The organism is Microcoleus vaginatus HSN003, from assembly GCF_022701255.1.
Taxonomy (GTDB): domain Bacteria; phylum Cyanobacteriota; class Cyanobacteriia; order Cyanobacteriales; family Microcoleaceae; genus Microcoleus; species Microcoleus vaginatus_B.
The window spans coordinates 6,242,365-6,256,944 of record NZ_CP031705.1; the positions used below are offsets into that span (position 1 = coordinate 6,242,365).

The 14,580-nt window shown below is 47.2% G+C and carries 12 protein-coding genes; 6 read left to right on the forward strand and 6 right to left on the reverse strand.

The features are described from left to right. The first annotated feature begins 6 nt into the window (after nucleotides 1-6). On the forward strand, nucleotides 7-1,023 hold the full coding sequence (locus tag D0A37_RS26750) for a sulfate/molybdate ABC transporter ATP-binding protein (protein WP_242719113.1): 1,017 nt from the start codon (nucleotides 7-9) through the stop codon (nucleotides 1,021-1,023). A gap of 120 nt (nucleotides 1,024-1,143) precedes the next feature. On the opposite strand, the gene D0A37_RS26755 is transcribed toward D0A37_RS26750, so the two are convergent. Together D0A37_RS26755 and hisF are read right to left on the reverse strand one after the other, a co-directional pair. Next, nucleotides 1,144-1,485 (reverse strand): low temperature-induced protein, encoded by a 342-nt coding sequence (locus D0A37_RS26755; protein WP_242719115.1) that lies wholly within the window; start codon nucleotides 1,483-1,485, stop codon nucleotides 1,144-1,146. A gap of 436 nt (nucleotides 1,486-1,921) precedes the next feature. Next, nucleotides 1,922-2,713 (reverse strand): imidazole glycerol phosphate synthase subunit HisF, encoded by a 792-nt coding sequence (gene hisF / locus D0A37_RS26760; protein ID WP_242719117.1) that lies wholly within the window; start codon nucleotides 2,711-2,713, stop codon nucleotides 1,922-1,924. Between the two features lie 456 nt (nucleotides 2,714-3,169). Between hisF and D0A37_RS29610 the strand changes: the two genes are divergently transcribed. From D0A37_RS29610 to nadB, 4 genes are all read left to right on the forward strand, one after another. Next, the gene (locus D0A37_RS29610; RefSeq protein WP_445242564.1) at nucleotides 3,170-3,259 is read left to right on the forward strand and encodes a helix-turn-helix domain-containing protein; all 90 of its coding nucleotides are present in this window, start codon (nucleotides 3,170-3,172) and stop codon (nucleotides 3,257-3,259) included. A gap of 634 nt (nucleotides 3,260-3,893) precedes the next feature. Further along, entirely contained in the window at nucleotides 3,894-4,883 is a 990-nt protein-coding gene (locus D0A37_RS26770) for an adenylate/guanylate cyclase domain-containing protein (RefSeq protein WP_242719119.1), read from the forward strand. 251 nt (nucleotides 4,884-5,134) lie between these two features. Beyond that, nucleotides 5,135-5,569, forward strand: coding sequence for a photosystem II complex extrinsic protein PsbU (gene psbU / locus D0A37_RS26775; RefSeq protein ID WP_006635850.1), 435 nt, complete (start codon nucleotides 5,135-5,137; stop codon nucleotides 5,567-5,569). A 328-nt stretch (nucleotides 5,570-5,897) separates the two neighbouring features. Next, on the forward strand, nucleotides 5,898-7,550 hold the full coding sequence (gene nadB / locus D0A37_RS26780; protein WP_242719121.1) for an L-aspartate oxidase: 1,653 nt from the start codon (nucleotides 5,898-5,900) through the stop codon (nucleotides 7,548-7,550). A 21-nt stretch (nucleotides 7,551-7,571) separates the two neighbouring features. On the opposite strand, the gene D0A37_RS26785 is transcribed toward nadB, so the two are convergent. From D0A37_RS26785 to btpA, 4 genes are all read right to left on the reverse strand, one after another. Continuing rightward, nucleotides 7,572-7,835 carry a hypothetical protein gene (locus tag D0A37_RS26785; protein WP_242719123.1) on the reverse strand — a complete coding sequence of 88 codons (264 nt, stop codon included), beginning with the start codon at nucleotides 7,833-7,835 and terminating at the stop codon, nucleotides 7,572-7,574. Between the two features lie 584 nt (nucleotides 7,836-8,419). Continuing rightward, the gene (locus D0A37_RS26790; RefSeq protein ID WP_242719126.1) at nucleotides 8,420-10,555 is read right to left on the reverse strand and encodes a CHASE2 domain-containing protein; all 2,136 of its coding nucleotides are present in this window, start codon (nucleotides 10,553-10,555) and stop codon (nucleotides 8,420-8,422) included. A gap of 542 nt (nucleotides 10,556-11,097) precedes the next feature. Beyond that, nucleotides 11,098-12,021 carry a vitamin K epoxide reductase family protein gene (locus D0A37_RS26795; RefSeq protein WP_242719128.1) on the reverse strand — a complete coding sequence of 308 codons (924 nt, stop codon included), beginning with the start codon at nucleotides 12,019-12,021 and terminating at the stop codon, nucleotides 11,098-11,100. A gap of 149 nt (nucleotides 12,022-12,170) precedes the next feature. Continuing rightward, on the reverse strand, nucleotides 12,171-13,058 hold the full coding sequence (gene btpA, locus D0A37_RS26800; protein WP_242719130.1) for a photosystem I biogenesis protein BtpA: 888 nt from the start codon (nucleotides 13,056-13,058) through the stop codon (nucleotides 12,171-12,173). Between the two features lie 401 nt (nucleotides 13,059-13,459). On the opposite strand from btpA, the gene D0A37_RS26805 reads away from it, so the two are divergent. Beyond that, nucleotides 13,460-14,455, forward strand: a complete 996-nt coding sequence (locus D0A37_RS26805) for a GDSL-type esterase/lipase family protein (protein ID WP_242719132.1) — start codon at nucleotides 13,460-13,462, stop codon at nucleotides 14,453-14,455. The last annotated feature ends 125 nt before the right edge of the window (nucleotides 14,456-14,580 follow it).

The window sequence follows — 14,580 nt, forward strand, 5'->3', positions numbered from 1 at the left end:
CTTCCTATGGGCATAGTTGTAGAAAACGTATCAAAACAGTTTGGCAGTTTCCAGGCACTCGATCGAGTCAGCTTAGAAATTGAATCCGGTTCCCTAGTCGCATTGCTGGGCCCGTCTGGTTCCGGCAAATCCACCCTGCTGCGACTGATTGCCGGTTTAGAAATGCCCGACTCCGGCAAAATCTGGCTGACAGGGCAAGATGCCACCAATACTAGCGTCCAAGACCGCAATATTGGGTTTGTGTTTCAGCACTACGCGCTATTCAAGCACATGACAGTGCGAAAAAACATCGCTTTCGGCATGGAAATTCAGAAAACACCGCCCGCGAAAGTCAAATCCCGGGTAGAAGAATTGTTGAATTTAGTGCAATTAGGAGGATTGGGCGATAGATACCCGTCGCAACTTTCAGGAGGCCAGCGACAGCGGGTGGCCCTCGCCAGAGCCCTGGCTGTGGAACCGAAAGTGTTACTGCTAGACGAACCTTTTGGAGCTCTCGATGCCAAAGTTCGCAAAGATTTGCGTGCTTGGTTGCGGCGACTTCATGACGAAGTTCACGTTACCACAGTCTTTGTGACGCACGATCAAGAAGAAGCAATGGAAGTTGCCGATCACATTACAGTAATGAATAAAGGTAAAATCGAACAAGTAGGAACACCCGCAGAAATTTACGACCATCCAGCGAGTGCTTTCGTCATGAGTTTTATCGGCCCAGTCAATGTATTGCCCAGCAGTTCGAGGATGTTTCAAGACAACGGCTTTGACTCAGCCAACCCGGAGATTTTTTTGCGCCCTCACGACGTAGTAATTGAAACTACAGAAAATAGTGCAACAGTGCCTGCCAGAATCAGTCGCTTGATTCATTTGGGATGGGAAGTTCAGGTAGAATTAACCTTAGATGACGGTCAAGTAGTAAACGCTCATGTGACGAGAGAAAGATTCGATAGCTTGCTCTTGCAGCCCCAGCAAAGAGTGTTCGTAAAGCCGAAAGATGCCAAGTCCTTTCCGCTTTTTTATTCAATCTGATACCAATTCTGAAAACTACAGCTAAATTTAGATTGGATACGACATTTAAAGGGACACGGCCTCGTGCCGTGTCCCTAATCTTTTATACTAACAACTGTCCGCTGACTACTGCGCGCTGAGTTAGTCTTTAATTTTGCTGACAGCTTTTTTGACTTGTTGCTCAAAGGATGTAGTGCTTGTGTTGGAAGGATTCTTCATTTTTTCAATGTCAGCGTCTCCCTGAACTTCGTTGGGCCCTTTGCTCGCCTTTTCTTGAGTTTCTTCCAAGGACATCGGTTTTTTCAGAGTAATTTCTTGAGATTCTTTTTCAATACCCAAAAGTTGGTCTTCACCTTTGGTGGGGCTGCTGGTAATGGCAAAAGCCGGGAAAGCATTAGACACAAACATCAAGGCACAAAAACAAACAGCTATTAAAGTGCGAACTAAACGCTTGGCAGGGAAGTTAAAGCTGATAAAAGACATACAAAATTTCTCCGTTTTTAGAATTTTTGATCGCTAAGATTGTTAACAGGCTGAAGCTCACTCATATTCTGCACAATCTTTAACTCAAGTTTGAGACAAGCAACCCTTGCTTTCTTTCAAAGTGAGCTAATATATAATATTTAGCTGAAAAAGCTGGTATTTGAAATCCTTCTCAGGGAATATTTCTCGATGACTGGCGTCCGTAGCCCCAAGACATTTATGTAGAAGGCACTTGTGTAGAATCAAAAAAATTCTCTATAAGTGCCTTCGGATGCGCCTCACATAGCGGTATTAATGTCAATAACTGGTTTGATCATCGTGGGGTGGGGGCCAGTTTATTTAGCCTATGGGCAATGTGAGAGGGCGCTTGAGTGAACCTGCAGAGCGGTTTGTTGAAAATGTTGCAAGATATGAGATGCGCCCGACTATCCACTGACTAATGACTAATAATTAATGGCTGCTGCTGTCGCACAGGAACTTGACATTTTGCTAGATAAGTTTTAATTTCTCCTACACTGAGTTGCCCGTAATGCAGCAGGGAAGCCAGCAGTGCAGCTTCTGCTTTGCCCTGTGTCACGGCTTCGTAGATGTGGTGGCAGTTACCGGCGCCGCCGGAAGCAATGACGGGAATTTCGACAATTTCGGCAATACTTCGAGTTAATTCCAAATCGTAGCCGGCTTGAGTGCCGTCCGAGTCCATGCTTGTCACCAGAATTTCGCCGGCGCCGCGCTGTTCGGCTTCCTTTGCCCAGGCGATCGCATCTTTGCCGGTATTTTCTCGCCCTCCGCGCACGTAAACGTCCCAACCAGGATTATCTGCGTCTTGCCGCTTGCGGGCGTCGATCGCCAGTACAATACACTGATTACCAAATCGATCGCTGGCTTTGTCAATTAAACTCGGATCGCGCACCGCCGCCGAATTAATGCTGACCTTATCAGCGCCAGCCCTCAATAAACTTTTAATGGTGTCTAAGGATTGGATGCCGCCGCCCACCGTCAAAGGGATAAATACTCGATCGGCCGTTCGGTACACCACATCGATCATAATATTCCGGTCTTCGTGAGTCGCCGTAATGTCCAGAAACACCAACTCGTCAGCACCGGCATCGTTATAAACCTGAGCCATTTCTACCGGATCGCCAGCATCCCGAAGGTTGACAAAATTGACACCTTTGACCACGCGACCGGCTTTCACATCCAAACAAGGCAAAATTCTTTTCGACAACATAAAATTCTCGTGTTTCCAATTTATTGACCGCCGCAGCGAAGAAAAGGCTTTGTTGATATCTTCAAAAACCAGAAGTTAAGCAACAAATCTTAAAGATACCTTGTGTTTAACAATTCTCGGTCGGAGCCGGAGAGCCATTTTTGAGTTTATTTATGCCCCGTTAGCATAAATAAAACTTGGCTCGCAGTGGGAGCCGTGACATTAGGTAGAATATTGGGTAGAGAGTTATATTTCCGGCAAAAAGCAGCAAATTTAACTTCCTCGCGGGTAGTTCCGCGCTCTATCAGCTTCGGATGAGCGTCGGGATCAAAGCATGGTTGTTGACGACACTCCCCTGACCAATGGGCGACGGCGACAGCGCCAGAGAAGGGGAGAGGGAATGAAACAGCCAATTACTTAGTGAAACAACCATTTACCCTCAATAACCAGTGGTGGTAAACCATAGTTATGCTGACCATGAACTACACTTACCGAATCTATCCAGATGCGATTCAGCAGACTGAAATGCTCGCATGGCTTGAGACGTGCCGAGGCGTTTACAACTAGGCTTGGCGCGAACTCAAAGACTGGATTGCTTCGCGCTTGTGCCGGGTGGATAGATGCTCCTTGGATAAGGAATAAATCATTCCTGCTGCGGAGCCGTTTCCGTCCTATCATCGTCCGTAAGGGACGGGAGGTTAGAGAGCATCGTTGTCGCGAGTGTAATTATTGGACTCATCGAGATCATGCAGCAGCAGAGATGCTGTTGCATCGTGGAGTAGAAAATATAGTAGCCCAGGGACTCTGGGGAACGGAAACCGCCTGTCAAGTCGGTCTGTCGAGGGTCTATGACCTAGATAAATGGCGTGGGGCAGGAATATCCAAGAGTTCACGAGGGTGCGCCCGCGCTGTACTCGTAGAGTCAGCGTCGGGAGGATGTCACCTCCCTGGATACATCTTTGGGGTGAAAAATATGACAATTTCGCTTATGATCGAACCATAACTACCTTTGCGGACGATCGAATTGTGGTTCGGCAATCCTATATGGTTTGGTGCATCGACGATCGACTAAACAATTTTAGATTTGAGAACAGGCGATTTGAGGTTTTTTAGCAGCAATCTCAGTTATAAGCCGCGCGGTAAAGTTAAAATTTAAAGTTTAAAATCTCAAATCGGTTGACTTGATGTCGTTTTTAGGGCTGTGGTGACTTTGCAAGCCAATCCACATTTGGTACTTCGTACAGAAAAAAGCGGCAATCGCTACTTGCCGCTCTCCGGCAGCAATTGCTGGACAGTAGGGCGGAGCGATGACAACAATTTTGTACTGACCGATCGCTGGATTTCCCGTAATCACGCGATGTTACAGCAAATGGAGACAGGAGAGTTCTACCTAATCGACTTGGGCAGCCGCAACGGTTCCTTTGTCAACGGGCGGCGGGTCAGTATTCCTGTCACTCTCAGAAATGGCGATCGGATTATTTTCGGTCAAACCGAATTGGACTTCTACAACCCAACCGCGGGCCAGCAGCTCGATCCAATACACGAGACAGACTCGGATGATTTTACGGCGACTTTGACGGTACGCAGCCTGATTAGCGTCATGGTAATGGACATCCGAGACTTTACTGTTTTGACTAGGCAGCTAGACGAAACCCTGCTGTCAGAAGTCATCGGCAATTGGTTCCGCAAAGCAGGACAGATTATTCGCGAACACGGCAGTTGGGTGGACAAATACATCGGCGATGCGATCATGGCCGTCTGGTTTCACAAAACCAGCGGTGTCAGCAGCGAGGAAATGATGCGGATTTGCCAAGCTTTGAGCGAACTGCACAAGGCAACAGACGAACTCAGCAGCCGTTACCCCCTGCCTTTTCCTTTGCGAGTTGGGGCGGGAATCAATACCGGTTATGCAATGGTGGGAAATTCGGGCAGCAGCGACCGATCGGACTATACCGCCTTGGGAGATACTGTAAACGCAGCATTTCGCCTGGAGTCTTGCACCAAGCAACTTGGCAAGGATATCGCTGTGGGAGAAACGACTTACAAATACCTGACGCAATTGGGGGCTGAGGGCGCTTTCGAGCCGCACACCGTGGCTTTGAAGGGTTACGAAACTCCCAGCCTGACTTACGCTGGTACTTATGCTGACTTGAACGCTTTTCTCGAAAAAAAAGGAAATAGTTCTCAATAGCTAGAAAATGGGCTGCGGGGCAAAATTAACCCTTTAAAATTCCAGTCCGAGTTTTTAATTGAGAAGGCATTTTATAAACTTGCCTGCGATGCCTCAATTTCGACAGATATCATGTATCGTCCGGGCTGTCAATACCTCAATGTAAATTTTCTAACAGCCCTCTACCTATTGCGGATTTATCTGAAAAACTGCATAAGCAAAATGGTAGTCTCTACATAAATGCTGTGTATGAAATTGGGAGACAAAACTTCATGAAACGATTGGGTCGTCTATTGGCAGTATTGGGCTTAGTGCTGGGCTGCTTTGCATGGGCTGGAGACCAAAGCGCGATCGCGGCGTCATTAAGCCGTATCGTCTTGCCATCATCCTCGCTCCTAGCTGTTGAAGCTCCGGCTAGAACCAATCGCGCCGATGAGAAGCTTGCCACAGAATACGGCAAAAAACTTGATTTGAACAACAGCGCCGTCCGGGACTTTCGGGAATTTCGAGGGTTGTATCCCACTTTAGCTCGACTAATTATTAAGAATGCTCCTTACGAAAATGTTGAGGACGTACTCAATATTTCAGACTTGACGGATGCTCAGAAAAAAGTGCTGCAAGCTAACATGGACAAATTCACCGTAACTGATGTTGAATCAGTCTTTATTGAAGGAGACAACAGGTTGAATAATGGTCTCTACGACTAGGTAGCAGCGAGTCTCATTTGAAGGCAGAAGTCATTGGGCAGAAGGCAAACGGCCGAAAGAAAAGATTTTTTTCTACAGGCTGATGACTTCTGCCTTTAATTTCTTAATACTTATTTTCAACCATCAGGCGACAAAAGCAGACCCAAATTCGCTAGATTGAAATAAGCGGGTTCCCCTGATTCATCTAAAATCTAAAACCTAAAATCTAAAATCTAAAATCTAAAATCCCTTGAGTGACATTAGTTCCAGTCCCCAGATTCATCTGTAGACTCAATTCTAAAATCTAAAATCTAAAATCTAAAATCTAAAATTGACTGGCGGCAGACTTATGACTGACAAATTTGACGTATTGGTAATAGGTGCTGGCGCGGCGGGTTTGTACACAGCACTTTGCCTGCCAGAGCATTTGCACGTGGGCTTAATCAATAAAAATACCCTGCCTGTTTCTGCAAGCGATTGGGCTCAAGGAGGGATTGCCGCGGCGATCGCCCCTGAAGATTCCGCAGCGCTGCACGTTCAGGATACACTGGCTGCAGGAGCCGGTCTTTGCGATTTGGATGCGGTGAAATTTTTAGTCGAGGAAGCTTCAGCCTGCATTGACTCCCTCGTGAAAATGGGCGTTGCATTCGATCGCACCGGCCCAGATTTAGCCCTCACCCTAGAAGCCGCCCACTCCCGCCGCCGAGTTCTCCACGCCGCCGACACTACGGGCAAAGCCGTGATCAGTACGCTGACAGCAAAAGTATTGAGCCGCAAAAACATTCAACTCGTATCTCCTGCCTTTGCTTTGAGTCTGTGGCTAGACGAAACCGGGCGCTGCCAGGGGATTAGCTCGATTTGTGGCTCACAAGTCAAGTGGCTGCAGGCCAAAGCCGTTGTCCTGGCGACAGGCGGCGGCGGACAGGTTTTTGCTCAAACGACCAATCCGTCGGTAAGTACCGGGGACGGGGTGGCAATTGCGTGGCGCGCCGGGGCGCTGCTGCGAGATTTAGAATTTGTGCAGTTTCACCCGACGGCGCTGAGCACAGCGGGCGCGCCTCGGTTTCTCATTAGCGAAGCGGTGCGGGGAGAAGGAGCTCATTTGGTTGACAGTAAGGGATATCGCTTTGCTTTTGACTCTCACCCCAGCGGGGAACTCGCCCCTCGGGATGTTGTCAGCCGCGCTATTTTCCGCCACCTGCAAAAGACGGGGGAACCTCATGTTTGGCTGGATTTGCGCCCGATTGCGGTCGATCGACTGCGCTACAGGTTTCCCAATATTATTCAAGTGTGCGCTGATTGGGGAATTGATATTTTTTCCGAACCGGTGCCGGTGACGCCTGCGGCCCATTACTGGATGGGAGGAATTGTCGCTGACAAGTTTAACCAAACTTCGATTCCGGGTTTGTACGCAGTGGGAGAAACTGCGAGCACGGGGGTACACGGCGCTAATCGGTTGGCGAGCAATTCGCTGCTGGAATGTCTGGTTTTTGGGGCGCAGATGGGACTTTTGCAGCTAGAAGGTGGAACGCCCGAGGCATTCGCCGATCAGTTCGAGGCGGGGGAAGTCTTGGAAAAATCGATTTCTGAAAAGGACATTGAGGCGATCGAAAAGTTGCGGGTGGAATTGCCTAATTTGGTGTGGCAGAGTGCGGGAATTTGCCGGGGACAACGCGATTTGGAAAGTGCGATCGTCCAACTTGAGATTTGGCGGCAAGAATTTGCTTCGTTGCCTTTGAGTCAAACGCTTGATAATTTACGGCCCGGACAAAGTATTGATTTTTTCCCTACTGAGGCGGAAAATACCTCGATTTTGCGAAATTGGGGAGAAGTTGGGAATTTATTAGATATCGGCTATTTAATTGTCAAAAGTGCTGCGTTTCGCACCGAAAGTCGCGGCGGTCATTACCGAGTGGACTATCCCCTCACCGATCCGGATTGGTGCAGCCATACTTTAATTAACCAATCGAATTGGTACAAATCTCCGCGAATAGAAGATTGAAAATTTATTGAAAATTTGGGGTCAGCGCGTTCCCGTACCGTCACTTTCGGGGTTCCCGTTCGGGGGTGGTTCGTATTCTTTTGGGTAATTTGGAAAGCTAGAGGTTTGTGCAACTGTCAAAACTTTGGAGGTCGATGGCCTCGGGCTCTGGGCCGTGCTACGGGCTTTTGTGTAATTGCTAGTTGAGTTGCTGGCAAGTCGAGCCGCATTTGCGGTGCCGACTATATTCACTTGCAGGCAGGCCGCCAGGGTTGCCGTTGTTGTGAGCTGAATCAAAGTACGCATAGTATTCACAGCCTTATTCAAATCATCGCAATAGATCCACGTCTGTACCACCTATTATATCTATCAATTTGCGTATTTCCACGGATATCTTTACATTTACTTTAATTAACTTTCATAAGTTTACATAATTTTTTTTACATTAAGGTTTTTTTGAGATGGGAATTTGGTTTCAGGTTGTGATTTATTTTAATATTCTGTAACATTTAGATAAGACGGCAAGTTGCTCTCATAAGTTTTATATTTTGTTAATTCTGTCTAAGGGCAGATGACAGAGGAGACGATTTTAAAGTACGGGATTTTAGATTTGAGATTTCACTTTTTTGGACATTTTTTTGAAGGGTTTCAAAAAGCTTAGAGAGCTTACACTGTAAGCATCGAGCTATTTTTTTAAGTGAGCTGCACAAAGGACGCCTGAAATCATATCTCCCTCACGGCCCCATTAGGGTCTGAGGTCTAAAAATTGCTCAACTTTTGTCTGAAATAATTGAGATTTTAGATAAAAAAATTGAATAATTACAAATGACTTATCAATATCGGGCTGGGGACTTTACCTACAGTTGCATTCTGTTTTTAACTGTTCTTAATCAATAAAAATTATATTGATTTTTCCCGCATTCCTTAGCACGATACATCGCAACATCGGCATTCTTAACTAACATCTCTGCCTTTTGACCGTCAATGGGATATAAACTAATGCCAATACTTGTAGTTACAGAAATTGTATGTTCTTCTAAAATAAAAGGCTGCTTGATGGCGTCGCAAATTTTTTCCGCTACTTTCGCAGCTTCCTCGCGACCTGGAATTGCCGGCAAAATGACTGTGAACTCGTCACCACCCAACCGCGAGATTGTATCGCTGCCACGCAAGCCTTTTTTGAGCCGACTGGCAACTGTTTTTAATAGTAAATCGCCCACATTGTGTCCGAGAGTGTCGTTGATTGACTTAAATCCATCTAAATCTAAAAACAGTAAAGCTACCAATTCCTGATTTGTGGAGGCTATTTCTAGAGAGCGATGCAAGCATTCGTAGAACATTTGGCGGTTGGGCAAGCCGGTAAGAGCATCGTGATAAGCTTGGTGGCTGAGTTCCGCATTTTCTTGTTGTAGAGCCTCTTCTCGGCGCTTGCGCTCGGTAATATCTCTGATTGCTCCGACTAAAAATAGGTTGCCTGCAGCATCTTTATGTAGGGATCTTTTAGTCGAAATTAGATGCGTAATTCCGTGAGCGTCAGTAAAATATTCTTCGTTTTCTCGCGGCTGGTGAGTTTGCAATACTAATTCGTCTTGCTGCCAAAATATCTCGGCTTCGGCTGGGGGAAATAAATCGTAATCTGTTCGGCAAGTTAAAATTTCTAAAGGATAGCCAATAAACCGACAATATGCCTGATTTAAAACTAGGCAGCGGTGATTTCGATCTTTGACAAAAATGGGGTCGGGAATTGTATCGATTAGCGATTGTAAAAATTCTTTAGACCGTTTTAATTCTTCTTGCAAGTGAGCGAGATAACCTACAACTGCGACACCAGAGCCCACAAGACTGAGGATTGGAGGAATTAACGGTAGCCACCAACCTGCTAAAAATGCTAAGTATAAAGTGGCACTCAGGCCTAGACAGATACTTAATAAACAGTAAGCCGATCGACCAAGCGATCGCAAATTCCAACTCACATTTGCTCCCGCCCAAGACCAGACTAAAATCCACAGCAACTCCGCAGCCTCTGGCCACACATTGATACCCCCGCGCCCGTCGAGGGCCACACTCAAAATTTGGCTCAAGAAATGAGCCTGAAGCTCGACTCCCGGTATTTGCTGGGGAGGACCAAACCAACCGGAACTGTAAGCATTTTGGTAAAAGTCTTTGAGGCTGGGGGCATTTGAGCCGATCAAGACAACGCGCGATCGTACAAAATCAGGGGGTACTGTGCCAGAGAGCACATCGCTCATCGATGCAGTGCGAAAACTGCCTCGCGGGCCGCGCAGGTTGGTCAAAATTTGATAGCCACGGCTGTCGGCTCGAACGTAAGCACCGTCATTCGGTTGAAAAGGCCGAAAAACCCCCTTGCCTAACTGCAAGTATTTAGGATTGGCTTTTGCTGATTCAGGGGAAATTCCTTCGCTTTTGAGGTAAAGCAAAGCCAGTCTGAGTGCAAAACTTTTATGAGTTTTGCCGTCTGCGGGCCAAGCGTAGAGCAAAGTTCGGCGCACTTTTGAGTCAGCGTCGATGACAACGTTGTTGAAACCGATGCGATCGAGCTTGTCAAGTACCGGAGGTGGCCGAACTCCGAACCTGGTTTCGTCTGGCATCAATTCAATGCCGATTAAGTTGGGAATATTTTTAAAAGTGTTGAGCAATTCGGCGTTACCCGGTTGAGTTGGCAAATCTCGGTAAACGTCCAGGCCGATCGCCCGCGGCTTGCCAGCGTGCAATTTTTGCAGCAATTGGGCCAAGATAGCATCCGAAATTGGGTAGCCGTATTTTTGCAAGTCAGCTTCGTTAATTTCTACAATGACGATGCGCGAGTCCGTTGGTTCGGCCGGCCGCCAGCGCATAAAGTGGTCGAAAGCAGCCCATTCCCACACCTGAAAAAATCCGAACCAGCGCATTACAATGACCGTAGTAGCAACGGCACTCGCAGTAATCAATACTCCGCGTTCTTGATCGACCCATTTTTTGATAGTTTTTAGCATATGGTGGGGATTTTTGCCTCGCCGTTTGAGCATCTAAACTACTACTACGTATAGGTTTTACATCTCCGGGGCGAGTCGATTCTAGATTTTAGAGGTTAGATTTTAGATTTTAGATTATCCAATTTTTTGGTTTTTCGGTGCGGGCGAGTCGATTTTAGATGTTAGATGTTAGATTTTAGATTATCCAATTTTTTGGTTTTTCGGTGCGGGCGAGTCGATTTTAGATTTTAGATTATCCAATTTTTTGGTTTTTCGGTGCGATCGGGCTGCAAAAGCAGAAACCGGGTTTCGCAACCAAAATATCTCATTTCAACAATAACTCTGGAAGCAGAAACCCGGTTTCTGGCGTTTTTTTGTAAAAGTTCTAGTATTTATTCGCCGCTCTAAATACTAGAGACGCACCAATTGTTTTAAAGTTTTTCGTTCTAACTAATTTTTCCTATTTTTTTATTGATTATAGATGCGAGATTTTAGATTAATTTCGCAGCACGAGCCAACGATAAAGTAAGGTAAAAAGCCGGATATTTCCAGCCAATCAATCTAAAATCTGTCATCTATAATCTCAAACTTTTCTGTCAGTTTTGAAAGTTGCGCGGGCCAGTGTAACCCGATAAATCAGCGAGTTTATTCAAAGATTGCGTCCCCGCATAAAACTGACCATTAATCTCCCAAGTCGGGAAACCTTTAACATTTGCAGCAGCAGCTTGGCAAATTTCAGCACGGGAATTTTGACCCCGGGGATCGCATTCAAAATAATCAATTATTTTGGCTGCTTCTTTGCCGAACAGTATTTTTTGGTCGTGGCAGTGGGGACACCAGTAAGCGCCGTACTCTTTAGCGCCAATTTGTCGGAGGTGGCGGGCCAAAGCAATTTGTGCCGGGCCGGAGGTTGTAGTGACGGCAGGAGGTACAATTCCGGGAGTAGAGACAGTAGGGCCAGGTGAGTTGACGCTGTTATAAAGTCCCAAGGCACCGATCGAACTCACCATGGCCACCAAAATGCCTGTAAACACCAACTGTCCGATATCTTCCCACTCGCGCCCGACTAGCACCAGCACAAACAGCGACAGTGAAAATAAGGCAGAAGTGATGCAGTAAATGCACAGTTCCTGAACTTCAAAAGCCATCAAATACATCAAATAGCTGCTGAAAATTACCATCGCAGCGGTGATGATAAATAGGACTGGCCAAGTTTTGTTTTCTAGTTGAGAGTGCAGTCCTTTATTGGTGTTGGGATTGACGCCTTTGGGAGCCAATGCCAGGATTGCTATGCTCAGGTAAGCCAGACAGCCTAACAAACTTAAAGGCACGGAGCCAAAGACTGTAGCGTAGGGACTGTTGAGAACTTTGTCGCAGCCGCTGGTGGGACAAATGACTGAGCCTGTCGTGAATTTAGCGATCGTGAGATAGGCCGTTTCTACGACGCCTATGGCTGCGATCGCTGCCATCAGAGTCCTAGACCAGCGATGAATCCAAGGGGTTGAACGTCGGCGAATCATTTTTTGATTTGGTAATTTGGGAATTTGGAATTGTTGACTGTTGACTGTTGACTGTTAACTGTTAACTAATGACTGTTAATTGTTCACTAATGACTGATGACTGATAACTGATGACTACTGACTACTGCCAACAGTCAACAATTCCCATTTTACGTTTTACTTGTGAGTTTGCCCGGTTCCGGTTTGGGCCCTCTTGAGCCATTAGCGTCTCTGTTTTCCTGTTCGCGCTCTTTCTGTGACAAGCTGCGGCGGGCGGCTTCTACAAACTGACTGACGCGGATCGGATCGATGGGCTGCTCGATGCGGCCGTTTCGCTTCAGGGAACTCGATACGATTACGCCGTCAGCGGCCTGCATGAGGGTGGAAATGTTTTCCCACGAGGCGCCGCTGCCGATGAAAACTGGAATTCCCGCTGCTGCTGCACTCGCGAGTTCTAAGTCTTCGAGATTGGGAGGGCTGCCAGTTGTCCAGCCGGAAAGGATCACGGCGTCGGCTAAAGCGCGTCCGATCGTCTCTTGGACGGCTGTGGTCAAGTTGGGGCTGCCTAGGGGTCGCCCGTGCTTGACTAACACGTCTGCTAATATTTTGACATCGCTGCCCAATTCCCGGCGGTAGCGCAGTAGCTGGTGAGCTTGGCCTTCAATTAAGCCTTGGTCTGTAGCCATGATGCCGTTGAGGACGTTGACGCGGATGAATTGAGCTCCTGTGCAGGAGGCGATGGCGATCGCGCTGTGGGCGTCGTTTCGCAGCACGTTAACGCCGATCGGCAGCGTCACGAGATTTGTTAGCCTCTCAACTACCAGAGTCATGGCACTTACCACCGCCGGATCTACGCTGTCTTTAGCAAAAGGAGCGTCGAAAAAGTTCTCGACTATGATACCGTTTGCGCCACCAGAAGCCAGCGCTGTAGCCTCTTGCTCGGCTCTTCCGATAATAGCTTTGAGGTTTCCGCCCCAGCGGGGAGAAGTTGGCAAAGGCTGTAAATGTACGACACCGATTATGGGATTCGGCGTTTTGAATATTTGTTTTAAGTCCACGGATTTTCCTGAAACCACCAAGTTCACTGACGGCTGACGGCGGATTTTGACGGTATATTCTAGAATTCTATATCCACGGGGGCGATTCGGTTGACTTAATCGGGTCGCCAAGTTGCTCAAACCCCGCAGCCATAACAGTTTAGATTTTAGATTTTAGATTTTACAAGGACGACCTACTTACTTCACTGCAAGAGGGATACTTGCTTCCAGACAGGAGTCCTCGAAAGCAAAAAAAGTTTAGATTTTAGGGAGATTTCCCAGATTTATCTGTGGAGTCAATGCTTTAATCTTTAATCTAAAATCTACTGACTACAATCGGGGTTGAGAGCTTGACTGCTGTTGCATTCTTTTTTATACCTTGGTGTCGGCAGGGGTTTATCCTTCTCTATCGAGGTTAAGTGGTGAAAGTTGTTCTCATAATTTTGGCTGTCACCGCAGGATTGGGGGTGGCAATCGAAGTGCTGCTGCGGGTGCTGCTGGGTTTTGGTAATCCCTTGATTTACATTGCCGATGCCGAGTGCGGCTATTTGTTGGCGCCCAACCAGAAGGTGCGTCGCTTGGGCAACCGGATTGAGATTAACGAGTATTCGATGCGTAGCGGAGCGATCGCCCCTACACCCCCTCCAGAAACTCTGCGTGTCTTGCTGTTGGGAGATTCTGTCGCCAACGGCGGTTGGTGGACACATCAGACAAATACGATCTCGGAAATTATGGCTCGGAATTTGAGACTGCAAGTACAGAATCTGGCGAGCACTACACAATTAGGTTCACAAGTCAACTATTCAATTTTTGAAGTTCTCAACGCCTCAGCCAATTCTTGGGGGCCGAGGAATCAACTTGCTTACGCCCAGCGGTTCGGTGTTTTTGGGGCAAAGGCTTTGGTTTTGCTGCTCAATACGGACGATTTGTTTGCATCGGCTCCTTGTGATCTGGTTGTGGGGCGCGATCGATCTTACCCGGATCACAAACCCCGATCGGCTACGCTAGAGTTATTGAGCCGCTACCTGCTACCTGCAGTGCCGACTCGCCAATTGGCAGCACCCGGAGCCACCAGCAGCGATGTAGTAGCCTGCAACTTAGAAGCTATTCGCCAAATCCAGAAAATAGCTGTATCGGCCAACGTCGAGTTTTTGCTAGCCGTCACGCCGAAGCGGGGCGAACTCGGCGGCCCGGGCCCTCGCGACTGGGAAGTCAAGGCTAGAGCGCGTCTCGCCGAACTCGTAGAAACAGAGAAAATTACTTACATAGATTTTCTTCCCATTTTCAATTGTGTGGCAGAATTTCCAACTTTGTATCGAGACAGCATTCACCTAAGTCCTCAAGGAAATCAGCTAGTTAGCCAAACCATCAGTCGTCAAATAGTCGCTCTTTTTGGCATAAATCCTGACTTCACCTAAAGACGGATACTTGCCCACGACTTTTGTTGTGGAGAGCAAAAAAGTTTAAACCTTAGTTCCAGATCCCAGATTTATCTGCGGAGTCAATCTAAGATCTAAAATCGTTCGACTGAGCGCAACTCGAC